Consider the following 24,902-nt stretch of genomic DNA (forward strand, 5'->3'; position numbering starts at 1 on the left):
AATGGCTTCAAATAAAATACAATTCAGAAGTATTCACGAATTAGAAGACCCAACTTTGACAGGAAGGTTGGCTCAAAAGGAGTTCCTTCAGGAAATTCCCGTGGATGAACAAACAGGTGAATTAAAACCTAATGAGTCGGAATCCACAGGAACTTCAAGAAGAGATTTCCTTAAACTTTTAGGATTTTCTACCGCTGCAGTTACTTTGGCTGCGTGTGAAGCGCCGGTGATCAAAACAATTCCGTATGTGGTAAAACCGCACGAAATTATTCCAGGTGTTCCTAATTATTACGCATCCACTTATTTTGACGGGTACGATTTCGCAAGTGTTTTAGTAAAGACAAGGGAAGGAAGACCAATCAAAATTGAACCGAATCCAATGGCAAACGGTTTGGGTAAAACCAATGCAAGAGCACAGGCTTCAGTTCTTTCGCTTTATGATAACGATAAAGTAAAACAGCCAAAACTAAACGGGAAAGACGAAACTTTCGACAAAGTTGATGATTTCGTTTTAAAAGGTTTAACAGATGCTCAAGCAGGGGGAAAAAGAATCGTGCTTTTATCGCATTCTTTTGCATCGCCTACTTTCAAAAAATTATTTGCTGATTTCAAGGCAAAATATCCTACCGCAGAATTGGTAACGTACGACGCGGTTCCTTATTCAGCAGCTTTGGATGCAGCACAGGAAGTTTTCGGTCAAAGAGCTTTGCCCGTTTACGATTTATCTAAAACGCAGTTGGTGGTTTCTTTCCAAGCAGATTTCTTGGGAGAATTCAACGGCGGAACTTTAGAAACATCTTACGCAGCTGCAAGAAAGCCAGGCCCAGATATGTTGAGACACATTCAGATTGAATCAAATTTGTCTTTAACTGGAGCAAACGCAGATACAAGAATTAAGTTAAAGCCAAGTGCAGTAAATAAAGTTTTAGTTGAAGTTTATAACGGTTTAAACGGTGGAGCAACAAGCAAAGAAGCCGCAGAAATTGTAAAAGAACTTCAGGCTAAAGGAAGCAATGCTGTTGTTTTTGCAGACGGTTCAAAAGGAGCGCACGTTTTGGCTCATTTGATCAACCAAAAATTAGGTTCAACAGCTTTCACAGGAAAAGCAAACTTCTTAAAAGAATTTGACGGAGCGAGATATCAGGAATTTCTTTCTTGGATGAACGCTGGTCAAGTTGGCGTGTTGATTTCAAACAATGTAAACCCAATTTATTCTAACAACAAAGGAGAAGATTTCAAAAAATTATTGGCAAAAGTTCCAACAATTGTTGCGATTGCCGATAAGAAAAATGAAATGTACAAAGCTGCAAAAGCTGTAATTCCTGTAGCAAACTGGTTGGAATCTTGGGGAGATATGGCACCACAAACTGGTGTTTATACTTTAATGCAGCCGACTATTCAAAAAATTTACAAATCAAGACAAATTGAAGATTCTTTATTGGTTTGGATGAATGGAAAAGGAAATCCTGCAAACAATTATTACGATTACTTAAAAGCAAATGCTGCTACCTTAATAGGTGAAACTACCTTCAACAAAGCGCTTTATAATGGTGTTCTTGAAGGAGGAAATACCGCAACACTTTCTTACACAGGTGGAAATGCTGCTCAAGCTGCAACCGAGTTAGGAAATTTAAAAGCATCTGAATTGGAATTGGTTCTTTATACCAAAACTTCAATGGGAGATGGAACTCAGGCAAACAACCCTTGGTTGCAGGAATTACCGGATCCGATTACCAGAATGACTTGGGATAATTATTTGACCATGTCACCAAAAGATGCAAAACAACTTGGAATCAAAAATAATCTGAATGCAAGAATGCAGTTGGATGGTTCTAAAGTAAACCTTACAGTAAACGGAGTAACCATTAAAGATGTTCCTGTTTTTGTTCAGCCTGGACAAGCGGAAGGTTCTTTAGGACTTGCTCTGGGTTACGGTAAGAAAGATTCAGGAAAAGTTGCAGAAACTGGAGTGAACGCGTTCCCGTTATTTGATGGTTCAAACACGGTTCTTTCAAATGTAAAAATTGAAAAAACAGGTGATGACCATGAGTTTGCAGGAATTCAGTTGCAAAATACTTTGATGGGACGTTACGAAATCGCGAGAGAAGTTCCTTTGGATGATTTCTTACACGTAAAATTCGATGACGAAAAATTAGGCTGGAACAAACCTTTGGAATACCACACCATTGGCGGAGCTCTTCCTGCAGGAAAAATTGACCTTTGGGATGCTTTCGATGATACCGATGGTCCTCACTTCAACCTTTCAGTAGATTTGAATTCATGTACAGGTTGTGGAGCTTGTGTAATCGCTTGTCAAGCTGAAAACAATGTTCCTGTTGTTGGAAAAGAAGAGGTGAGAATGTCGCGTGATATGTATTGGTTGAGAATTGACCGTTACTACACAACGATTATGCCTGAAAATCTTGACAAGAACAAGGACGGAAAATTATCACAGGCAGAAGCTGTTGACGGAGGTTTAGACGTTCCAGGAATGTACGGTCATTTCCTTGACAAAGACAGCGGTATCTTGAACCACCCTGCAGACAATCCAGATGTGATTTTCCAACCGGTGATGTGTCAACATTGTAACCATGCACCGTGTGAAACAGTTTGTCCGGTTGCGGCAACTTCTCACGGTAAACAAGGTCAAAACCAAATGGCTTACAACCGATGTATTGGTACAAGATATTGTGCGAACAACTGTCCATATAAAGTAAGAAGATTCAACTGGTTTACTTACAATCTTAATGATAAATTCGACTTTAATCAAAATAATGATTTAGGAAGAATGGTTCTTAATCCAGATGTGGTAGTAAGAACAAGAGGGGTGATGGAAAAATGTTCAATGTGTATCCAAATGACACAGAACGTTATTCTTGAAGCGAAAAAAGATGGAAGAACCGTAAAAGACGGCGAATTCTCAACAGCTTGCGTAAACGCTTGTGCAACTGGTGCAATGACTTTCGGTGACATTAATGACAAGTCATCAAAAGTGCGAGAACTTTACGGAAGCAACAGAAGATATACTTTACTTGAGGAAATCGGTACGAAACCAAACGTTTTCTACCACACTAAAGTAAGAAACAGAAAAGAACAAAATGTTTAAATAATAAATAGGTAAAAAATGTCAGGACATTACGAAGCTCCGATAAGGGAACCTTTAATTATTGGTCATAAGACTTATCACGATATTTCAAATGATATCGCAAGACCTATCGAGGAACGCGCAGGAAAATTATGGTGGGTTTCCTTTTGGATAGCTTTAACACTATTCATCTACGGATTTGGCTGTATCGCGTACACCATTGGTACCGGTATCGGTGCATGGGGACTTAACAGAACCAACAACTGGGGATGGGATATCACCAACTTTGTGTGGTGGGTAGGTATTGGTCACGCCGGAACCTTAATCTCTGCAGTTCTCCTTTTATTTAGACAGAGATGGAGAATGTCGGTAAACCGATCTGCAGAAGCGATGACGATTTTCGCCGTTGTGCAGGCAGCAATTTTCCCGGTAATTCACATGGGTAGAGTTTGGGTAGGATATTGGGTATTCCCTTTACCAAACCAGTTCGGTTCACTTTGGACTAACTTTAACTCACCGTTACTTTGGGACGTATTTGCAATCTCCACTTATTTCTCTGTATCAACCGTATTCTGGTTTATGGGATTGATCCCTGACTTTGCGATGATCAGAGACCGTGCAAAAACGCCTTGGACAAAAAGAATTTATACCTTCCTGGCTTTCGGTTGGGGTGGTAAAGCAAAACACTGGCAAAGATTTGAGGAACTTTCATTAGTTTTGGCAGGTTTGGCAACTCCACTAGTATTCTCGGTTCACACCACGGTATCCTTTGACTTTGCTACTTCCGTAATTAAAGGATGGCACTCAACAATTTATCCTCCATACTTCGTTGCAGGTGCGATTTTCTCAGGATTTGCGATGGTACAGACACTTTTGTTGGTTGCAAGAAAAGTTTGTCACCTTGAAGATTACATCACCATGTATCACATCGAGATCATGAACATCGTGATCATCGTAACTGGTGGAATGGTAACTGTAGCTTACGCAACTGAATATTTCATCGCTTGGTATTCCGGTTCAAGATATGAGGACTTTACTTATCTTTCTCCAGGTGCAGCAACAGGACCTTATTGGTGGGCTTTCTGGGCGTTGATCATCTGTAACCTTGTTATTCCTGCATTATTTTGGTTCAAGAGAATCCGTACGAACATCATCGCAACGTTTATCATCGCTTTGGTAATCAACATCGGGATGTGGTTTGAAAGATTTGATATCATCGTTATCAACATTGCAAGAGATTACTTGCCTTCAGGTTGGACGATGTTTAAACCAACCATCATTGATGTAGGTGTATTCCTGGGAACAATCGGGTTCTTCTCGGTATTATTCCTTCTTTACGCAAGAACATTCCCTGTAATTGCACAGGCTGAATTGAAGACTATTTTGAAAATATCAGGTGAAACTTATAAAGCAAAAGACGAAGAAGATGAGCACCACTAAAAAAATATACGGTATCTACGCCGATGACGACGATTTACTGAACGGCGTGCATGCTTGCAATGACAAAGGAATTAAAATTAACGAGGTGTATACTCCGTTTCCGGTTCACGGTCTTGATAAAGCTTTAGGTTTAAGAAAAACTAGGATTTCTGATGCTGCATTCTTGTATGCGGTTTACGGAATTACCATAGGAACTTTAGTAACTTGGTACACCATGAATCACGACTGGCCACAAAATATTGGTGGTAAACCAGCATTTTTGTGGGCGCACAATATGCCTGCTTTCGTGGTTCCAATGTTTGAATTAATGGTTTTCTGTGCTGCACACATGATGTCGCTGACTTTTTTGGCAAGAAACAAAATGTATCCAGGATGTCCGCCACAAAATCCAGATCCAAGAACAACCGATGACAAGTTTATGATGGAATTTGTAACCGATGATGTTGATGCAGTAAAACAAGTTCTGATTGATACTGGGGTTGAAGAAATAACTGTAAAAGATGCTTAAAATGACAAAGAATATATTTAAAATCACGGCTATTTTAGGTTTTGCAGCAATTTCATTAAGTTCTTGCAGCAAAGAAAATCCACCTCTGGTTTATTTTCCAGATATGTATTTTCCGGTTGCTTATGATCCTTTGATGAAAGCTCAAGATGCTTATTCAAAACATGAGAACGAGATTCCTGCTTTTGTAAAAAATGACGGAGCTACTGGTTTAAGCCCAGTGAACGGAACCGTTGCGCAAAACAGAGAGGGAGTTGCTGATGAAGCTGCAAACGTAGCAATGACTCCCGATCAGTACAATGCGGGTTACGATGCATCTAAGTTAGTTACTGCATCACCACTTGATCCAGCAAATCAGGAAAAAGATTTGGCAAGAGGAAAAGATTTATATAACAAAACTTGTGCGGCTTGTCACGGAACAGCAGGTGACGGTCAAGGTCCAATCGTAGCAAGCGGTGCTTATTCTGGAGTTCCAAAGTATGCTGACCGTCAAATTACAGTAGGTTCTGTTCATTATGTTTTAACAAACGGAAGAAACGCGATGGGTTCTTATGCAGGACAACTAAAACCAGGCGACCGTTGGAGAGTTTCTATGTATGTGATGAATGCATTCAAAGGCGGAATTAATCCTGCTCCTGCTGCAACTCCAGCAAACGCAACGGCAGCTGCACCTGCAGCTGATGCGAAACCGGCTGCTGAAACAGCTCCTGCAACACCTGCAGCAAGTGTAACAACCAGTCCAAAAAAATAAAAAGAATTAAAAATGTATAGTTTTTCACCTAAATTAAGATTATATTCAATCATATTCATCGTTCTGGGATTGGTGCTTTTTGGAGCAGGCTACTTTATGAATCACGGGATTGATGATGCTAAAATTGAGCATTTGATGGAGGCGGTTCATGCGGGAGGTCTTAATAAACCTACGCATTCAAGTGAATTAATTGGTCCGCAAGATCACGCAGCTCATTTGGAACATGCAAAAATGCAGATTCACAATCAGCCACTTGCTGCGGTTCACTCGGTGGCGGTGTTTTTGTTCGCTTTGAGCTGCTGTGCATTATTTTTCTACAGTATTCAAAATGCGGCACACGCAGGTTGGCCAATCATCATCTTGAGAGTGATGGAAGCAATCGCTTCTTATATTCCATGGGGAGGAGCGATATTGATTATCATAATGTTACTAAATGTGACTCATCAAGGTCATCTTTTCCACTGGATGGATTCTTCTTTAACGACTCCGGGAGATCCACACTTTGACCCAATTCTTTACGAGAAGAAAAAGTTTTTGAACATCCCATTCTATGCATTCAGAACAATTTTCTATGTTGTTGGAGCATCCTTCTTCGCATGGAAACTAAAGTCAATGTCTAAAAAAGTTGATGAAAACAAAGGAAACAGAAAAATCTACGCAAACTATTACAGTTGGAGTGTTGGTTATATCTCTTTCTTCGGGTTCTGTTCCGCAGCATGGGCATGGGATTGGTTAATGTCAATCGACCCTCACTGGTATTCAACAATGTACATTTGGTACGCGATGGTGAGTGCTTTAGCTTCTTCAATTGCAGTAATCATTTTGATCAGTGTATATTTAAAGAAAAATGGTTTCTTGCCACAATTCAATGACAACCATTTACATGATTTAGGGGTGTTCCTGTTTGCAACAAGTATGCTTTGGACCTATACATGGTTCGCACAATTTATGTTGTATTGGTACGCAAACATTCCAGAAGAAGTTAACTATTTCTTTGGTAGATTTGAATATTACAGCTGGACTTTCTTGCCGGTAATGATTTTTGTGTTCTTGCTTCCACTTTTGGTTTTGGTAAGCTCAAGCATCAAGAGAAATTACAAAGTAGTAACAACTATGGCGGTAATCGTTCTGTTAGGACAGTGGGTAAATTATTTCAACATGGTAATGCCGGGAACAGTTGGCCCTTACTGGAAAACACCTGAAGTTTTATTATTAACGGTTGGTGCTTTGCTATTCTTTGCAGGATTATTTGTTTTCGCAGTAATGACGGCATTGAGCAAATTGAAGCTGATCCCAACAGGAAATCCATTCTTGAAAGAATCAGAGATTTACGAATATCCTTTCTAGATTTTGTAACAAATATTTTTTTCAAAAGACTGATTCTTTAATTAATCAGTCTTTTTTATGAAAACACAAATTCTATCTTTAGTTTTAGGACTGTTCTTTTCGCTGGTAAATGCGCAGACGATGCAGTTTATTTCGGAAAATTCAGGAACACCTCTTCCGCAAATTTTCGTTTATGACCAATCCGGAAAATTACTCGCAGAATCTGATATTGAAGGAAAAATTACTTCAGAGTCATTGAAGCCGGTTCAGGAAAAATATTCGCTCATTTACGAAAATGAGAAAATTGGAGAACTAACTTTTAGTGATCTGAACCGGGAAATAGTAAAATTAAAAGATCGCGTAAAAACGATTGAACCCGTTGTTCTGCAAGATAATTCCAACGCAAAATATATTTTCCTCGAAGGCAACTTTAACTCAACCGTAACCTTAAACGGAATTACAAACTGCTACGCAGATGGAATTGCCACTCATGTGTTTGATAATAAGAACAAAAAATTTCTGTACACGGTTGTTTACCAATACCGTATTTACGAACGTACAAAACCAGAAAAGATTACCAAAACTATTGCAAGTCATACAATGACCGGCAATCTGGGAATCCTTACACCAACCATGCTTACCAAAGATCTGAGCTACTATCAGAAAGATTCTAAAAACTATACTGTGCGCCAGGTTACAACTACCAATAAGGATTTGATTGAGATGAAGGCGACAAGATTTGATGACAAAGTGAAAAAACTACTCGGAATTTGGATCACCCAAGCCAAAGGCGATTATATCCTTGCCTTTGAAAAAGATTCTGAAAAAAAACTGCGCGATTTCCTGGAAGCTCGACTTCTGATTTCAGCAAAAATGAAATTTCGTTCAGAACCAGATTTCAATGATCTGAAAGTCTACCAGAACTTCTTCCCCACTAATCTTCGTTACGGGAATGATGAAATCAAAACATCAGTAAAATTCAAAACCGGAAACAGTTACTACAGCGAAAAATATTGGGAGAAAGATAACTTTCCGCAATTGCTGCAAGTAATCAGTAATTTTAATGGGGGGAAATTTGTGGAAGTTAAGAACACTTACTAACTTACCTACGAGCCAATATTCGGAATTTTCATAAATTTGTAGTAAACCGAAATACAATGAAAAAAATTCTTTTTCTGTTCCTGTTAAGTTTTCTTTTTGCGGCCTGCAAAAAAGATAAAGTGGATGCAACCAATCCCAAAACTTTGCAATCGAGCATCAATGATATGGCTTCAAGTTTGAGCACTTTGCAACAGGTGAAATTCAATGAGGCACTCTATATCTTAAAGACTTTTGGGGTGGAAGCAGATGGCGATGTAAATGAACTGAATGCTTTGGGAAAACTCATCAACGGACTAAAAGTTCCGGGAATCCTTTCTTTAGCCGACCAAGTTGCTCAAAAGAATGGAATTGAATGGTCAAGTACAGGTCCACCTTCATTGGGTGAAATGAATATTTTCGGCAATGAATCGGCAAAAGAATCCGATCCAAATGATGTTTCAGCAAGTTCTTTAAGTCTAGAAGCAACCGAAGTTCCAACCGACAATGTTTTGGGAACACAGGCACTTCAAATTGTTCCGAGATTGGTGGATTCTCAAGGGAAGCCTGTTATCTTCACAGGAGCAGGTTTGGAAGCCGTTCTTGAAGTTTTCAGTAACGGAAACAGAATTCTTACTTCCAAAAACTTAATGCAGGACAATAATTTCAAAGGTTTTAATTTAAGATTTGCCTCACTTCCTTCACAGAAAATTATAGATAATAAAATCGACATCACGGTTTCCGTAAAAACCACCAAAAAGACTTTTAAAATGTCTAAAATCGGAGTTCCTGTTAATCCTAAAGCTCTTTTAATGCCTTCAGGAAGTCCAGATCAAAATCCAGCAAATTCTACGATAAGCGATCCAACAGTTGTTCCCGTTGATCCAACTCTACCAACAGATAATTCGGGTACAAATCCTACAAAACCTGCAGCAGATCCGAAAGCAAGTGTGACAAGATTCTTGAACAACCTAAGTTCACAAAATCTTCGTGGAGCTTATGACACCGCTGAAAATCCTAGTTGGGGTTCTTATGAAACCTTTTCTAATCCAACATCAGGATTTGGAGCCGTAAAAAATATTAATGTGAAAAATATTTCCACCAACAGTTCTTCAGCAAACTCGGCAAGTGTGAACGCAACTTACGATGTAACAGACAAGGAAGGAAAAACAACCGCTTTGCAAGTTACCTTCGGACTGAAAAATGTAAACGGTGAGTGGAAAATCTCAAGCTATAAAATCAATTAGAATGTCGAATCCCGAACTGATCAAAAAGTTAGAACAAACCATCGAAAACATCCCTGATTTCCCAAAACCCGGAATTCAGTTTAAAGACATCACACCCATTTTCCTCAATCCGAAACTGTACGAAGAAGTGATTGAAGATTTGGCAAATTTCAGCCATGGAAAAATCGACGCAGTTTGTGGAATTGAAAGTCGGGGTTACCTTTTCGGAATCGCGGTTGCCGTTGCTTTGGAAGTTCCGTTCATCCTCATCAGAAAAGCAGGAAAATTGCCGCCACCGTTCGTCGCCCAAAAATATGATTTGGAATACGGTTCCGCTGAAATCGAAATGCGCACCGGACAATTAAAACCCGGACAAAGAGTTCTGGTTCACGATGACCTTCTCGCAACCGGAGGAACGACAGAAGCCGCCGCAAAATTAGTGGAGAAGCAAGGCGCAAAAGTAACTCAGTTCAGTTTTTTAATTGGTTTGAAAGAACTTCACGGAACGGAACGATTGAAGCAGTTTGATGCGGAAGTACATCAGATTTTGGAGTATTGATTTATTAAGTTTAAAATTTTTATTTTTCATACACCAAATCCAACGCTTTCTCAAAAGTTTTCTCGCCTTCCTCGGTACTAATCGCGATTTCACAGAATTTTCCGCTATTTACACTATTGTGAAAAGTTTAACGTTTTTCAAATAATGGAGTGATGAAATGTTTTTATATTTGATTTTGAAAGAATCTTAAATGAAAAAAACATTATTATTAATCGCTTTATTTTATTCCGTAATCTGTATTTCGCAAGCTTATTCAATCAAAGGAATTTCGTTTAGAAAATCTAATGAACTTTTATTAGCCCCAAAATTTGCCCCAAAATATTATTCATCAAATACTTTGATAGACACGATTTCTGTTAAAGACAAAAATTTTGATTTTAAAATAAAAAAATTTGGTGACAACTTTTTCTATCCCTACATTTTTATTGAGAGAATTGAAGAAAACTCATTTTTCATGAGTGATAATTATTTCTTGAATAATAAGAATCAAAAAGTCATTTTAGGTTCAAAGGATTCAAAGGAATTTACAGTTACAACTTCTGATAAAAGCATTGAGAAGGAGATTAAGCAGTTTGCTAATTTCTTTTCACTTGTTAATAAAGAGATTGAAAAAAGAGCACTTTATAGTAAAAGCACTTTTGAGAAATATGGAAGTGTTGATAAATTTCCACAAGAATTTTGGGAGGAAAATTCAAAATTTGACGCAAATATTTCGGCAAAAGAAGATGAATTATTATTTCAATATACAAAAAAACATCCCGAATCTTTTGTTGCTTTTTGGAAATTGGTGGAAAAATTTGAACAACACGGATACAAAGAAATTTACGAGAAAACACACAACAATCTCTCTAGAAATATTAAGTCTAAGAATTCTGCAGAAGTTCTTTTTTCTGCTATAAAAGAAGCCAAATTTTTTTCCGTCGGCAATCAGTTTCCAATTCCTCAAATTACAGATTTACAGAAAAAGTCGGTCAAATTTCAAGTGCCAAAGGCGAAATATACTTTAGTAGATTTTTGGTTCAGCCATTGCAAACCGTGTAGAGAAGAACTTCCTAAATACAAAGAACTTTATGGCAAATTTTATCCGAAAGGTTTTGAAATGGTAGGAATCGCAACGGACAAAACTTTCGCATTACCTAATCTTCAGAAAACAATTGAAGAATTTGAAATTCCTTGGACAATTTATCTCGACGAAAACTCTAAACAATCTGATAAATGGACGATTAAGGTTTTTCCAACCAATTTTCTTTTAGATGAAAATGGGAAAATTATCAAGAAGAATATTTCACAGAAAGAACTTGAGGTTTTGTTGACTCAAAACTTAAATTAAATAACTTGAACACTAAAGACAATGAAATTCAAACACCTTTATTATTTAATAATATTCTTTCTATTTTCCAATTGGTTTTCCTCCCAAACTATTCACGGAACCATCATTTCCAACGAAACCAAACAACCCGTTCCTTTCGCCAAAATCGGAATTCTGAACGAAACTTTGGGAGCGATTGCCGATGAAAAAGGAAACTTTTCTTTGGATTTTACCCACGTGAATAAAAGCGGAAACTTAATTGTAGAAGTCGCAGGTTTTAAACCTTTTCAAATTTCGGTGGGTAAATTTATTTCACAAAACAGTCATCAGATTTTCTTGGAAGAAAGAATCAGCGATATTCCTGAAATCGTGATTACACCTAAAAAATTCAAAGATGCAAATTTGGGCTACAACTCAAAATCCAAAAGCATTCATATCGATTATCTTTCGAAAAACTCGAAGAATGCCAAAAAACGCTATTCCGAAGAAGAACTCAACCAGCCGCAAAGTGAAATCGCCATTTCGATTGAGACTAAGAAAAATACGAAACTGATGAAAATTAATTTGAATTTTGCGCAATTCACTTTAGAGGAACCAATTCCTGCAAGATTCAATATTTATGATGAAAAGGATGGGAAACCCAATCAATTGGTTAATTCAGAAGACCTTGTTTTTGAAATTTCGAAGGGTGCGATAAAAGACGGTGTTTTCACATTTGATGTTTCAAGAAAAAACATTTGGCTGAAAGGAAAATACTTTATCAGCTTCCAACCGTTGGACAGGGATTTTGATGGCAATTTCTTTGTGAGTGCAGGATTTTTAGGAAAAGCGTTTCAAAGAAGTTACCTTGAACCGTGGAAAGTTCTTCCCGCAAGTATCGTTCCCGCGATTAATGTGGATGTGAAAATTGAGAAGTAGATAAACTCACCCACTCTCAAACACACCAACTCACCCACACCATTTATTTTCATCATAATTTTGTATATCCCTCAAAAACAGTTAAATTTGCACTTCAATTTTTAATACGATTATGGCAAAACATAGACCGCACGGGAACAATAAAGAAATGGAAGGAAAGGAAACGGTAGAAGTTTTCAAGGATTTGGATAGGGGCGCACTCGATACAGAGCAGTTTTTGGAGAAACATGCGAAAACCTTAATGATGGTTTTCGGAGCTTTGGTTGTGGCAGTTTTGGGATACTTCGCCTACAATCAGTTTTATGTGGGACCAAGAAACGAAGAGGCGACTTTAAGTTATCTTGCTGCACAAAAAAATCTTGCCGACGGAAAAGATGATTTGGCTTTAGGTGGAAAAACTGCTGCAAATCCAGGTTTCCTTGGAACATACAACGATTTTTCAGGAACTAAAGTAGGAAAACTTTCTGCTTACAATGCGGGATTAATCAAATTCAAAGAAGGAAAATATCAGGAAGCGTATGATTTGTTGGATAAATTTTCTTCCGACAACAAAACTTTGATGGCGTTAAAATATGGAGCAATGGCTGATTGTCAATCAAATTTGAACAAGAACGACGACGCACTTTCTTTGTTAGATAAAGCAACTTCGGCTTCAGACGATCCCTACACTTCCTACTACTTCACAAGAAAAGCAGGATTGGTTGCATTGGCTTTAAAGAAAAATGCCGAAGCAAAAAAATACTTCACTACCATCGACGAAAAATATCAGGATTACGACAACGGAATGTCGGATTCCTACATCGAAATGGTTAAGTATTACTAATTGAAAACCAATGATTTTGAATTTTGAATTCAGAATTTTGAATATTGAATTTTAAAAATGGCAACAGTAAATCTTTCAGATTACAAACCATTACAGATCAATGATGCCGGTTCTTTCAGAATCGGTATTGTTGTTTCAGAATGGAATGATTTCGTGACATACAATCTTCGCGACGGGGCTTTGGAAACTTTAAAAATGGAAGGTGTAAAAGAAGAAAACATCCAAATCTTCAAAGTTCCGGGAGCTTTTGAATTGAATTACGCTTCGATGCAGTTGTGCAAAGAAAGAAAGTTTGATTCGGTAATTGCAATCGGTTGCGTGATTCGTGGGGAAACGCCACATTTCGATTACGTGTGTTCCGCAGTGGCGCAAGGAATTAAAGACTGTAATATTTTGACGGATGTTCCCACTATTTTCTGTGTTTTAACCGATGACACCAAAGAACAATCCATCGCAAGAAGCGGCGGAAATCTTGGCAACAAAGGAATTGAAGCCGCCGTAACCGCATTGCAGATGATCGATTTTAAAAGAAATCTTTCAAAGAAAAAGGGAAATATCGGTTTCGGAAATTTGTAATTTTAACCTATAAAACCTCATGGGTTTCCGAAACCTATGAGGTTTCCCCCAAACAAAACACCATGCTATCCAAATTAAAACCCTTCTTTTATCTCGGAATTTTCTACATCATCCTTTCCTTGATTTTAAGGATTATCTTCATTTTCCATCCGATTACTACTGCAAGTTTTGGGATTTTAGAAAGTTTAAAAATTTTGAGTGTCGGATTGTTAACTGATATTTTCGTCTTTATTTTGGCAAGTAGTTTTTTGGCGGTTTACTTTCTTTTTCTTTCCAATTCGAAATACAAAAAGCCTTACGGGTACTTAATTTTTGGGGTGCTTGTTTTGGCTTTTATTTACACGGCGTTTGTTCCCGGAAATATTTTCAAGCAATATGGCGGGTCATTTCCGGAAGTCGCGATTGCATTTGTTGGACTAAAAACTTTGCTGTTCGGGTTGATGTTGTTTTTGCCGAATCAAAGAATCAGGATTCGGAATATCCTTTACTTCATCACGTTGTTTTTGTATGTCTTACTGATAATTTTCAACGCGGTGAGCGAATATTTCTTTTGGAATGAATTTGGGGTTCGCTACAATTTTATCGCCGTTGATTACTTGATTTATACCAACGAAGTCATCGGAAATATCATGGAATCTTATCCTGTAGTTCCTTTGTTTTCGGCGATTTTGGCTTTAACTTTATTCGTTACTTGGTTTATTTTTAAAAACACTAAAAACGAGCTTTTAACGCTTCTGAATTTTAAACAGAAATTAATTTTATTGGGAAGTTTTCTTTTGTTGTGCGGATTGAGTTTATTTGCAATTCCTCAATTTGACAAAATTAAATCCGACAACACTTTTGCACAGGAGATTCAGGCGAATGGACTGCCGAAATTCTATCACGCATTCACCCATAACGAGCTCGATTATTTTCAGTTTTACCCAACTTTAAATCAAAAAATTGCAGAAGAAAATTTTCTGAAACAGTTTCAACCGCCCACGTTACAAAGAGAAATCGTTTCTGAAAACCCTGAACTCAAGAAAAATGTAGTCTTAATTTCCATTGAAAGTTTATCAGCAGATTTTATGGAACATTATGGAAACACTCAAAAAATCACCCCTTTTCTTGACAGTTTGGCGACAAAATCTTTAATGTTCACCAACTTATACGCAACAGGAAACAGAACCGTTCGCGGTTTGGAAGCTTTAACGCTTTGTATTCCGCCAACGGCAGGGGAAAGTATCATTAAAAGAGAAAACAATAAAAATAAATTCACCACAGGAAGTGTATTTAAATCAAAAGGTTACGATGTAAAATTTTTGTACGGCGGTTACAGTTATTTCGACAATATGGAAGATTTTTACAAAGGAAACGGCTACGATATTATCGACAGAAATAATTTCAAAACCGAAGAAATTTCTTTTGCCAACGTTTGGGGAGTTGCCGATGAAGATATGGCGAAAAAGGCAATTCAGGTGATGAACCAAGAGGCGAAATCGGGAAAACCTTTTTTTAATCATTGGATGACGGTTTCCAATCACCGCCCATTTACGTATCCTGAAGGAAGAATCGATATTCCCGGGACAGCAAAATCAAGAGAAGGCGGGGTAAAATATACCGATTACTCCATCAAGAAGTTTTTCGAATTGGCAAAAAAACAAGATTGGTACAAAAATACTGTTTTCGTTATTGTTGCCGATCACTGCGCTTCCAGTGCCGGAAAAACTGAACTTCCGATGGATAAATACCGAATTCCCGCCATGATTTTTTCGGAAGGATTTATTCAGCCACAGCAATTCAACCCCACCATGTCGCAAATCGATGTGATGCCTACTTTGTTAGGATTGCTCAACTTTAATTATAAAACTAAATTTTTGGGTCAGGATGTTTTTAAAGAAAATTTCCAACCGAAAGCGTACATCGCCACTTATCAGGATTTAGGTTTAATTAAAGACAATTACCTAACTATAATTTCACCCACAAAAAAAGTGAAACAATATTCATTAAAGCTTCAAAATTCTCAATTACAGGATAATTTTAAACTTTATTACGATGAAATTCCGGTGCAGAAATCGGTACAAAATTTGGTCGACGATTGTGTTTCAGCGTATCAAAGTGTTTCCTATTGGCTGAAAGAAAATAAACTGAATAAATAAAATATTTTGTACTTTTAAAAAAGTAAATTTTTAGACTATGAAATGGACAAACGACAGAAGCGAAAATGTTGACGACCGACGCGGTTCCGGTGGAGGAGGCGGACTTTTAGTTGGGGGCGGACTTGGAACGCTCATTATCGCTGCAATTATATTTTTTTTAGGAGGTGATCCTTCTGCGATTCTTTCTTCTGGGATGGGAAGCAGCGGAGCACAAACCGAACAGCGTGATCTAACTCCAGACGAACTGAAAGTTAGAGATTTCGTCTCTATGATTACCAAAGAAAATGAACAAACCTGGAGCAAAATTTTCCAAGAAAACGGAATGCAATACCGCGATCCTAAAGTGGTAATGTTCGAAAGCGTAACTCAATCCGGATGCGGAACTGCGCAAGCAGCAATGGGGCCTTTTTATTGTCCTGCAGACCAAACCGTTTATATGGACATGAGTTTTTTCCGTGAACTTCAACAAAGATTTGGAGCGCAGGTTACGGAATTTTCCATTGCGTATGTAATGGCACATGAAATCGGACACCACGTACAAACACTTTTGGGAACAACCGGAAAAGTGGATCAATTGAGAGCAAGCGGAAGATATTCTGAATCGGAAATGAACCGAGTTTCTGTTGCGACCGAGCTTCAGGCGGATTTCTATGCGGGAGTTTGGGCTAGACAAACCGACAATAGAGAAAATTTTTTAGAACCAGGAGATATTGAATCCGCAATTTCAGCGGCGGAAGCTGTAGGAGATGATAATATTCAGCGTCGCTCACAAGGTTATGTGAATCAGGAAGGGTTTACCCACGGAAGTTCTGCCCAAAGAAAAGAATGGTTCATGAAGGGTTATAATACCGGAGATATTCGACAAGGTGATACTTTCAATGCGCTTTTGAAATAATTTAAAGCTTTAATTATACCAAAAAATCCCGAATTAATTTTTCGGGATTTTTTTGAACCAAATAAAAGCAAACTGAACAAAAAAACTGCGACTCAAATTGTGCCGCAGTTTAAAAACTATATGAATGTGAGATTTCTTAGTTTTGATTCATTGAATTTTCAGCAGTTGTTTTTGCCTGATCTACTTTCTGCTGAACTTGTTGTGATAAATCGTTTGCTTTATTTTTCAAGTCATTTCCCCATTTGTTGAAATTGTCTTTTGCAGAATTTACTTTGTCTTTTACTGCTTGTTGCTCTTCTGGCGTTGAGTTTTTGTATTTCCACCAAGCCAATGCTCCAAGTCCTAACAATGCTAATAAGCCGTTTCTTTTAGTGCTCATAATTTTAAGTTTTAAGTTATTTTAAAAATTTGTTTGATAGTCTTATAATTGTAAAAAGCGTGCCACAAACCAAGTTTGTCATATAAATTTTTGTTAAAATATTTTGCCTAAAATATTCAAAAGAAAAAAGTTCCGGCTTTTGCAGGAACTTACTAAGATCTATTTGGAGATAGATTATTTTTTCTCTAATTTATATTCTGGTTTTACAGAACGGTCGCCTACTTTTTCCGCTTGGAAAACTTGATTTTCTCCCACGAAAAATACTTTCTGCATTGCGTCTTTTTCACCATTGTTTAAAGTGATGAAAGAACCGTCTATGCTCCAAGTGAAAGTACCTTTTTCAGAAAATTTACCATCTTTTCTCTCAAGATAATTTTCGTCTAAAGTGTAGGTTTTGTCATTGTTCAAAATCAATTTTGTTTCAATTCCAGGACAATCTGCGCACGGAATTTTTCCAGTGTAGGTTCCGTTCCAGTCTACCGAGGTTTCTGTAGTGTCTCCTGTTGAAACAACTGCAGTGCTGTCAACAGAAGAAGTTTTTGGTGTAGCTGCGTTTACCGATGTGTCATCAGTTTTCACTTCTTCAGTTTTTTTGCATGAAGTCAACGCAAGTCCTGCGATTAGTACAGGGATGATTAATTTTTTCATTGTAACAGAAAGGTTTTACGGAATTGTTTTAATGAAAATTGTATGCAGAATTTTTGTTTTGTTTTGAATATTACTAAAAATTAACATTACATAAAATAATCTTTGCTTAAAGAAAAAAATCCGCAGAAAATTTCCACGGATTTATTTCAACCTTAACCTAAACCTTAGCCTAAGAAAGGATATCTATAATCTTTCGGGCTCACAAAAGTTTCTTTGATCGAGCGTACAGAAACCCATCTCAACAAATTCATTTTTGAACCTGCTTTATCATTCGTTCCGGAAGCTCTTGCTCCACCGAAAGGTTGCTGTCCTACAACAGCTCCCGTTGGTTTGTCGTTGATGTAGAAGTTTCCTGCTGCGTTTTCCAAAGCGTGATAAGCTTCATCGATTGCGTAACGGTCTTTTGCGAAAATAGAACCTGTCAAAGAATAAGGTGAAGTTTCATCCACCAGTTTCAAAGTTTCTGCCCATTTTTCGTCTTCGTAAACATAAATCGTCAAAATCGGTCCGAAAATCTCTTCACACATCGATGAATATTGAGGATTTGAAGTTTCAATCACTGTAGGTTCTACAAACCATCCTTTCTTATCATCACATTTTCCACCGAAAATTACTTTTGCGTCTTTAGATTTTTGCGCTGCTTCGATGTAAGATTTACATTTATTAAAAGATGCTTGATGAATAACCGCGTTCACAAAGTTTGAAGGATCTTCAGGTGAACCCATTTTGATAGATTTCAATTGATCTCCCATAATTTTTTGAACTTCTTTCCACAAAGATTTTGGAACATAAGCTCTGGAAGCAGCCGAACATTTCTGTCCTTGATATTCAAACGCTCCGCGAACCAAAGCCGTTGCAACCGCCGCAGCATCTGCACTTGGATGAGCCATCACGAAATCTTTTCCACCAGTTTCACCTACAATTCTTGGATAAGTTTTGTATTTGTGGATATTGTCGCCAATCATTTTCCACATTCCCTGGAAAACGGAAGTGGAGCCGGTAAAGTGAAGTCCAGCAAAATCAGGGTGAGCAAGAACTTTTTTCGCAGTCTCTGCGCCGGGGGTATAAATTAGATTAATCACGCCATCCGGAACTCCAGCTTCTTTGAAAATTTCCATAAGCACCTGTGCAGAATATACTTGAGAATGAGACGGTTTCCAAACCACCACATTTCCCATCATCGCCATACAACTCGGCAAATTTCCTGCTATTGCGGTAAAGTTAAAGGGAGTCACCGCAAAACAAAAACCTTCCAACGGACGATATTCTGCCCTGTTCCAAACTCCTTCCGCAGAAATTGGTTGTTCAGCGTACATTTCTGTCATGAATTCCACATTGAAACGAAGGAAATCAATCAGTTCACAAGCGGAATCAATTTCAGCCTGCATTACATTTTTTCCCTGTCCAATCATGGTTGCAGCGTTTAGTTTGTCTCTGTAAGGACCTGCCAATAAATCTGCAGCTTTCAGGAAAATAGAAGCTCTTTGTTCCCAACCTAAAGCATTCCACTGTTTCTTTGCGGCCAATGCAGCTTCAATCGCAGCATCAACATGACTCATGTCTCCTTGATAATAAAAACCGAGGTCGTGCTGATGATCTTGTGGAGATTCAATTCGTACTTTTTCCTTGGTTTTTACTTCTTTACCACCGATGTACATTGGGATTTCCACTTTTTCTTTCCACATTTTTTTGTAGGTAGAAATAAGGGATTTCACATCCGCAGAACCTGGTTCATAACTTCTAACCGGCTCGTTTACGGCATAAGGAACTTGTGAAAGTGCTTTTGACATATTTTTAATTTTTATTGATTTTTTTGTGAATGTTACAAAGTTAAGTGAATTAATGGTATGTTCCAAAAAATCACTTTTACGGTTTCACGAGAATTTTTTCACAGACGATTTTGCTTAAAACAACTTGGCTTTTATCAATTTTCACCGCCATTGATTTGTCGTATTTTTCAATTTCCAGAATTTCTATTTTTTTGCCTAACTCCAAATTTCTTGTGTTGAGATAATTCAGGAAATCATCATCCGAACTTGTCACAGAAGCAAAAACTACCTTTTCACCTATTTTACAGTTGCTCAATTTCTGCAAATCTTGCGAGATAATGTTTCCATCTTTATCGGGTATTGGTTCACCATGTGGATCGAATTTAGGATAGTTGAGGATTTCATCCATCTTGTCGAAGAAAATTTCAGAGTGAACGTGTTCGAGCTGTTCCGCAATTTCGTGCACGTTTTCCCAACCGAAATTCATTTTTTCCACCAAAAACATTTCAGTCAATCGGTGTTTCCTTACAATTAAAGCGGCTTCTTTTTTTCCTGAATCAGTAATCTTTAAAGGCTTGTAACTTTCGTAAATAACCCATTTTTTATCGGCAAATTTCTTCATCATGTTATTTACACTCGGCATTTTCACATTTAAAAATTTGCTTAATTCATTAATCGTGACGGTGTTTTCGTCATTGATAAGATGGAAGATTGCTTTTAAATAATTTTCTTCGGTAAGAGAAACCATAAAGTTAGATTGTGAGGAATGCAAATCTAACAATAAAATCTTAAAGCAAGAAACGCACATTGAGCTATGTGCGTTTCGAATTTCATTAAAAAATTACCTGAAAAAAATAAATGCTATGAAAATTCGATGGGAAAATTGCGGGTGATAATCTTTTAATGTTTTAATGGTTATTAGTTTCGGTTATTAGTTTTACACTACAAAGGTTGTAATAATTTTACATTAAAGTACGGGTGTTTTCACGGTAAATTATGAGTGAAATCACCGTTTTTTTCTAATTTTAGCACATGAAATATTCTTTCAAAAACGATTATGCAGAAGGAGCACATCCAAGAATTTTGGAGGCTTTGGTTCAAAGTAACTTTACACAGCAGAATGGTTACGGATTAGATGATTACTGCAAGAACGCTGAAAATTTGATTCAGGAAATAATCAACAATCCAAAGGCAAAAGTTCATTTTGTTTCGGGCGGAACGCAAGCGAATTTGATTGTCATGTCAGCTTTTCTTCGTCCACATGAAAGTGTGGTTTCTGCCGAAACAGGACATATTTTCACCAACGAAAGCGGTGCGATTGAAGCGACCGGACATAAAGTTCACGGTGTGGAAACTGTGGATGGGAAACTTCGACCTTTAGATATTCAAAAAGTGATTGATGTTCACCAAAATATTCCGCATCAGGTGAAACAGAAATTGGTTTACATCTCAAATTCCACGGAAGTTGGGACAATTTATTCCAAAAAAGAATTGCAGGATTTACATCAGTTCTGTCAGAAAAAAAATCTTTTTCTTTTCATGGACGGCGCAAGATTAGCTCATGCTTTAACTGCCGAAACCAATGATTTGACTTTAGAAGATATAGCAAAATATACCGACGCATTTTATCTCGGCGGTACTAAAAACGGAGCTTTGATTGGTGAAGCAATTGTTATTAATAACGAAAATCTTCAAAAAGAATTCGGTTTTCATTTAAAGCAAAAAGGAGCGATGCTCGCAAAAGGTCGACTTCTTGGAATTCAGTTTCAGGAATTATTAAAGGACCATCTTTATTTTGATTTGGCAAAGCACGCGAATCAAAAGGCGATGAAGATAAAATCTGCTTTTAAAGAAATCGGTTGTGAATTTTTATCGGAAACTTACACCAACCAAATCTTTCCGATTTTAAATCAAAACCAAATAACCAAACTTTCTGAAAATTTTGATTTTTACGTTTGGAAAAAAATTGATGAAGAACATACAGCGATACGAATTATCACTTCTTGGGCAACTACGGATGAAATCACGCAATTGTTTGTAAAGGAGATTGAGGAATTGTAAAAATTGGAGATTTTAATAAAAAAATCCGCTCCAAAAAAAGGGCGGATTTTCATTTGATCAATTGTTTCTATTATAAATCTTCAAATTTATCAACGATTTTCTGTGAAACTCCAGTGCTGCTAAACCCTCCATCGTGGAAAAGGTTCTGCATCGTCACTTTTCTGGTAAGATCCGAGAAAAGACTTACACAATAGTTTGCACAATCCGAGGCATCGGCATTTCCCAGTGGAGACATGCTGTCCGCGAAATTGAAGAATCCGCTGATTCCTTTCACCCCGGCACCTGCTTTAGTCATTACAGGAGATTGAGAAATAGTGTTTACGCGCACTTTTCTTTCTCCCCAATAGTATCCGAAACTTCTTGCGATACTTTCAAGATACGATTTATTATCGGCCATATCTCCGTAATTCGGGAAAGTTCTTTGTGCAGCGATATAAGTTAAAGCAAGGATAGAACCCCATTCGTTCATGATGTCTCTGTCCCAAGCTGCTTTCATTACTTTGTGAAAAGAAACAGAAGACACGTCCCAGCCTTTTTCAAGGAAATCATAATTTAGGTCGGTATATGGTTTTCCTTTTCTAATGTTTACGGACATACCGATGGAGTGCAGGATGAAATCGATTTTTCCGAACTTTTCTTCAGCATGTGCAAAAAGTTTATCTAAATCTTCCACTGATGTGGCATCTGCCGGAACAACATCTGAACCTGTTTTTTTTGCCAACTCATCTATTTCTCCCATTCTCATTGCGATAGGAGCGTTTGATAAGATAAATTCAGCTCCTTCCTCGTGGCATTTTTCGGCAACTTTCCATGCAATCGACTGATCGTTCAGCGCACCGAAAATAATTCCTTTTTTGCCTTTTAATAATCCGTATGACATAATATTATTATTTTTCACAAATTTAAAATATTTATTGTTTTCAGCATAAAAAAAGAAACCCAAATTTCTTTAGGTTTCTCTTTTTTATTTTGAATTTCTCTGTTAATTGGTAGCCTTTCTTACTTCGGCTTTTGCATCCTCAGCAGCATCTTTGGTTTTCTCCCAAGTATTGTCTGCCAAATCTTTTGTTTTTTCCCAAGCATCAGAAACAGCATCTTTAGTATCTTCCCAAGCCTCGGAAACATTTTCTTTCGCTCTTTCTAACCAACCTTCAGCGGTAGGTTTAGCGTTTTTTTCTTTTTGCTCGCGGATATAATCTTTTGCTCTATCAGCATAATCGTTTACAGTCCATTTTACGTCGTTCACTGCATCTTCTGCTTTGTTGAAATCTTGTCTGTCCATAATAATATTTTTTTTTAGTTAGCAATTGGTGAAAAATTAATTTGATATTATGTTAATTTGCAACATCTGTTCCTAAACTTTTAAATAGATGTTAAATTTTCTATAAATTTTTCTTAATTGTCCAATTGCGAGTTGTAATAAGCAGATAATTTTGAAGTAAGCCGATCAAAAACTATATTTGGTTCATGGAAAAAATTCGTTGTGCGTGGTGCGAAAAGGATGATTTGTACAGAGCTTATCATGATAATGAATGGGGAAAGCCCGTCTATGATGACAAAACATTTTTTGAATTTTTGGTGCTCGAAAGTTTCCAGGCAGGATTGTCCTGGTACACGATACTGAAACGGCGTGAAAATTTCAAGACAGCCTTTGATGGGTATAATTATCGAAAAATTGCAGCGTATGACGACGTAAAAGTGGAAGAGTTGATGCAAAATTCCGGGATTATCCGTAACCGCCTAAAAATTTTGGCAACAGTTAATAATGCGAGAAGGTTTATGGAAGTTCAGAAAGAGTTCGGAACCTTCTCAGAATACATCTGGAGTTTTGTCGGCGGAAAACCAATCGTTAACCAATTTTCAGAATTAAAACAGGTTCCGGCGACGACAGAAATTTCCGATGCTTTGGCAAAAGATTTAAAGAAACGCGGTTTCAAGTTTCTGGGCTCTACTGTTGTTTATGCACACATGCAGGCTACGGGAATGGTGAATGATCACCTTCAGGAATGCTGGGTGAGAAATCAATAAAAAATGCGGCTAAACTAAGCCGCATTTTATTTTTAAGTTTTTTTTTATTTGATGATCCGCTCCAAAACCCATTCAATCATATTTTTCTCCGAAGTGTGGTGATCCGCAGAAAATTCGCCACGCCTTCTGTTGGCAATGACGCAATTAACGGTTAAAGCTTTGTGTCCCAATAATTTGGAAAGTCCATAAATCGCAGAAGTTTCCATTTCAAAATTGGTTACGCCTAAATCATTCAAAGTTTCCAAAAACTGGTCATCGATTGCTCTTAAGCGTAACTGTCTTCCCTGCGGCGCATAAAATCCTGGAAAAGTTGCCGTATTTCCGTGGTATTTTGCGTCCTTGTAATAATCCGAAATTTCTTCTGCCCAATCTGAAAAATACAGCATCGGTTTAATTTTTTCGTATGGGAATTTTTCCAAAAAGTTTCTAGAAAACTCATTTTCAAATTGATAATCAGAATAAAAATGAAGCAATCCATCTAATCCCACCACATTTTGCGTCACCAACATATTATCAACCTCCACATCAGGATTCACACTTCCGCAAGTTCCGAGACGGAAAAGTTCCAGTGCGGTGTGTTCTTTTTTGAATTCTTTTTCCTTTAAATCTATATTTACCAAAGCATCGAGTTCGTTCATCACGATGTCGATATTTTCAGTCCCGATTCCGGTGGACATTACGGTAATTCTTTCACCTCTTAAAGTTCCGGTATGCGTGTAAAATTCACGTTTGTTCTTTTTAAATTCTATATTATCAAAATATTTTGAAACTTTTGGAACACGATCGGGATCACCTACCAAAATAATTTTTCCGGCAATTTCTTCCGGCAATAAGTTGAGGTGATACACACTTCCATCGGGATTGAGTACCAATTCGGAAGCAGCGAGTTTGTTTAGCATTTTATTTTTTGTTTGATGTAATTTGAAATTGTTTGATATAGTTTGAAACAGTAAATTTTAATTCGATCTTAAAACGGGAATCTTACAGCACTTCTTTATTGGCTCTTTTTATTTGCCCCCTGAAATTTATCCTCCAACTCTTTTCGTTTTGTAACCCATTTCCTGCAGGATTTTCATAATTTTGTCTCGGTTATCGCCTTGAATGACGATGATTCCATCCTTTTCTGAACCCCCGATTCCGAGAGTGGTTTTTATTTTTTTCGAAATTTGCTTTAAATCTTCTTCGCTTCCCTCGAAACCTTCAATTAAAGTCACGGGTTTTCCGTTTCTGCCTTTCTTTTCAAATTTGCAGATTAAAGGTTCGTTCTGCTGGAATTTTTCTTCAGGCATTTCGAAATCCTGTTCTTCGTGTTCGGGGAAAAGATTTTTGAGTTGATCTCTGATGTCCATTGAACAAAATTAAGGAAATAAATCTTGTAACGTAGAAAAT

Annotated in this window: 24 protein-coding genes; 16 read left to right on the plus strand and 8 right to left on the minus strand. The window is 37.4% G+C overall.

Annotated elements, in window-relative coordinates:
* Nucleotide 1: 1 nt before the first annotated feature.
* The 14 genes from J4771_RS09875 to ypfJ all read left to right on the plus strand — a co-directional run bounded on the left by J4771_RS09875 (nucleotide 2) and on the right by ypfJ (nucleotide 16,628).
* The gene (locus J4771_RS09875; RefSeq protein ID WP_224134851.1) at nucleotides 2-3,106 is read left to right on the plus strand and encodes a TAT-variant-translocated molybdopterin oxidoreductase; all 3,105 of its coding nucleotides are present in this window, start codon (nucleotides 2-4) and stop codon (nucleotides 3,104-3,106) included.
* Nucleotides 3,107-3,124: 18 nt separating this feature from the next.
* Complete coding sequence (nrfD, locus tag J4771_RS09880; protein WP_224134852.1) at nucleotides 3,125-4,525, plus strand: NrfD/PsrC family molybdoenzyme membrane anchor subunit; 1,401 nt, start codon at nucleotides 3,125-3,127, stop codon at nucleotides 4,523-4,525.
* Nucleotides 4,512-5,033: a DUF3341 domain-containing protein gene (locus J4771_RS09885; RefSeq protein WP_224134853.1), complete on the plus strand. Its 522-nt coding sequence runs from the start codon at nucleotides 4,512-4,514 to the stop codon at nucleotides 5,031-5,033. The genes nrfD and J4771_RS09885 overlap by 14 nt, the downstream gene beginning before the upstream one ends.
* Complete coding sequence (locus J4771_RS09890; RefSeq protein WP_224134854.1) at nucleotides 5,026-5,781, plus strand: c-type cytochrome; 756 nt, start codon at nucleotides 5,026-5,028, stop codon at nucleotides 5,779-5,781. Before J4771_RS09885 ends, J4771_RS09890 begins: the two co-directional genes overlap by 8 nt.
* 12 nt (nucleotides 5,782-5,793) lie before the next feature.
* Nucleotides 5,794-7,128 (plus strand): quinol:cytochrome C oxidoreductase, encoded by a 1,335-nt coding sequence (locus J4771_RS09895; RefSeq protein ID WP_224134855.1) that lies wholly within the window; start codon nucleotides 5,794-5,796, stop codon nucleotides 7,126-7,128.
* Nucleotides 7,129-7,185: 57 nt separating this feature from the next.
* Nucleotides 7,186-8,208: a hypothetical protein gene (locus J4771_RS09900; protein WP_224134856.1), complete on the plus strand. Its 1,023-nt coding sequence runs from the start codon at nucleotides 7,186-7,188 to the stop codon at nucleotides 8,206-8,208.
* 56 nt (nucleotides 8,209-8,264) lie between these two features.
* Nucleotides 8,265-9,431, plus strand: coding sequence for a hypothetical protein (locus tag J4771_RS09905; RefSeq protein ID WP_224134857.1), 1,167 nt, complete (start codon nucleotides 8,265-8,267; stop codon nucleotides 9,429-9,431).
* 1 nt (nucleotide 9,432) lies between these two features.
* On the plus strand, nucleotides 9,433-9,969 hold the full coding sequence (locus J4771_RS09910) for an adenine phosphoribosyltransferase (RefSeq protein WP_224134858.1): 537 nt from the start codon (nucleotides 9,433-9,435) through the stop codon (nucleotides 9,967-9,969).
* Between the two features lie 190 nt (nucleotides 9,970-10,159).
* Entirely contained in the window at nucleotides 10,160-11,299 is a 1,140-nt protein-coding gene (locus J4771_RS09915) for a TlpA family protein disulfide reductase (RefSeq protein WP_224134859.1), read from the plus strand.
* A 21-nt stretch (nucleotides 11,300-11,320) separates the two neighbouring features.
* Nucleotides 11,321-12,196: a carboxypeptidase-like regulatory domain-containing protein gene (locus tag J4771_RS09920; RefSeq protein WP_224134860.1), complete on the plus strand. Its 876-nt coding sequence runs from the start codon at nucleotides 11,321-11,323 to the stop codon at nucleotides 12,194-12,196.
* Nucleotides 12,197-12,308: 112 nt separating this feature from the next.
* Nucleotides 12,309-13,019: a YfgM family protein gene (locus tag J4771_RS09925; protein ID WP_224134861.1), complete on the plus strand. Its 711-nt coding sequence runs from the start codon at nucleotides 12,309-12,311 to the stop codon at nucleotides 13,017-13,019.
* 57 nt (nucleotides 13,020-13,076) lie between these two features.
* Nucleotides 13,077-13,595, plus strand: coding sequence for a 6,7-dimethyl-8-ribityllumazine synthase (gene ribH, locus J4771_RS09930; RefSeq protein ID WP_224134862.1), 519 nt, complete (start codon nucleotides 13,077-13,079; stop codon nucleotides 13,593-13,595).
* A 62-nt stretch (nucleotides 13,596-13,657) separates the two neighbouring features.
* The gene (locus J4771_RS09935) at nucleotides 13,658-15,733 is read left to right on the plus strand and encodes an LTA synthase family protein (RefSeq protein WP_224134863.1); all 2,076 of its coding nucleotides are present in this window, start codon (nucleotides 13,658-13,660) and stop codon (nucleotides 15,731-15,733) included.
* A 37-nt stretch (nucleotides 15,734-15,770) separates the two neighbouring features.
* A complete protein-coding gene (ypfJ, locus tag J4771_RS09940; protein ID WP_224134864.1) occupies nucleotides 15,771-16,628 on the plus strand; it encodes a KPN_02809 family neutral zinc metallopeptidase in 858 nt (285 codons plus the stop codon).
* Between the two features lie 136 nt (nucleotides 16,629-16,764).
* On the opposite strand, the gene J4771_RS09945 is transcribed toward ypfJ, so the two are convergent.
* The 4 genes from J4771_RS09945 to J4771_RS09960 all read right to left on the minus strand — a co-directional run bounded on the left by J4771_RS09945 (nucleotide 16,765) and on the right by J4771_RS09960 (nucleotide 20,172).
* Nucleotides 16,765-17,007 carry a YtxH domain-containing protein gene (locus J4771_RS09945; RefSeq protein ID WP_224134865.1) on the minus strand — a complete coding sequence of 81 codons (243 nt, stop codon included), beginning with the start codon at nucleotides 17,005-17,007 and terminating at the stop codon, nucleotides 16,765-16,767.
* Nucleotides 17,008-17,181: 174 nt separating this feature from the next.
* Nucleotides 17,182-17,655: a copper resistance protein NlpE gene (locus J4771_RS09950; protein WP_224134866.1), complete on the minus strand. Its 474-nt coding sequence runs from the start codon at nucleotides 17,653-17,655 to the stop codon at nucleotides 17,182-17,184.
* 164 nt (nucleotides 17,656-17,819) lie between these two features.
* Nucleotides 17,820-19,445, minus strand: coding sequence for an L-glutamate gamma-semialdehyde dehydrogenase (pruA, locus tag J4771_RS09955; protein ID WP_224134867.1), 1,626 nt, complete (start codon nucleotides 19,443-19,445; stop codon nucleotides 17,820-17,822).
* 76 nt (nucleotides 19,446-19,521) lie between these two features.
* Nucleotides 19,522-20,172 (minus strand): metal-dependent transcriptional regulator, encoded by a 651-nt coding sequence (locus J4771_RS09960; protein ID WP_224134868.1) that lies wholly within the window; start codon nucleotides 20,170-20,172, stop codon nucleotides 19,522-19,524.
* A 284-nt stretch (nucleotides 20,173-20,456) separates the two neighbouring features.
* Between J4771_RS09960 and J4771_RS09965 the strand changes: the two genes are divergently transcribed.
* Nucleotides 20,457-21,485: a threonine aldolase family protein gene (locus J4771_RS09965; RefSeq protein ID WP_224134869.1), complete on the plus strand. Its 1,029-nt coding sequence runs from the start codon at nucleotides 20,457-20,459 to the stop codon at nucleotides 21,483-21,485.
* Nucleotides 21,486-21,555: 70 nt separating this feature from the next.
* Here J4771_RS09965 and J4771_RS09970 read toward each other — a convergent pair whose 3' ends face one another.
* Both J4771_RS09970 and J4771_RS09975 read right to left on the minus strand, forming a co-directional pair.
* Nucleotides 21,556-22,365, minus strand: a complete 810-nt coding sequence (locus J4771_RS09970) for an enoyl-ACP reductase FabI (RefSeq protein ID WP_031501880.1) — start codon at nucleotides 22,363-22,365, stop codon at nucleotides 21,556-21,558.
* Between the two features lie 102 nt (nucleotides 22,366-22,467).
* Complete coding sequence (locus J4771_RS09975) at nucleotides 22,468-22,767, minus strand: hypothetical protein (RefSeq protein WP_224134870.1); 300 nt, start codon at nucleotides 22,765-22,767, stop codon at nucleotides 22,468-22,470.
* Between the two features lie 185 nt (nucleotides 22,768-22,952).
* On the opposite strand from J4771_RS09975, the gene J4771_RS09980 reads away from it, so the two are divergent.
* Nucleotides 22,953-23,513 carry a DNA-3-methyladenine glycosylase I gene (locus tag J4771_RS09980; protein ID WP_224134871.1) on the plus strand — a complete coding sequence of 187 codons (561 nt, stop codon included), beginning with the start codon at nucleotides 22,953-22,955 and terminating at the stop codon, nucleotides 23,511-23,513.
* Nucleotides 23,514-23,557: 44 nt separating this feature from the next.
* Here J4771_RS09980 and J4771_RS09985 read toward each other — a convergent pair whose 3' ends face one another.
* Nucleotides 23,558-24,412, minus strand: a complete 855-nt coding sequence (locus J4771_RS09985; protein WP_224134872.1) for a nucleoside phosphorylase — start codon at nucleotides 24,410-24,412, stop codon at nucleotides 23,558-23,560.
* A gap of 126 nt (nucleotides 24,413-24,538) precedes the next feature.
* On the minus strand, nucleotides 24,539-24,862 hold the full coding sequence (locus J4771_RS09990; protein ID WP_224134873.1) for a translation initiation factor: 324 nt from the start codon (nucleotides 24,860-24,862) through the stop codon (nucleotides 24,539-24,541).
* Nucleotides 24,863-24,902: the final 40 nt, after the last annotated feature.

The sequence above is a fragment of the Candidatus Kaistella beijingensis genome, from assembly GCF_020084865.1.
Classification (GTDB): Bacteria; Bacteroidota; Bacteroidia; order Flavobacteriales; family Weeksellaceae; genus Kaistella; species Kaistella beijingensis.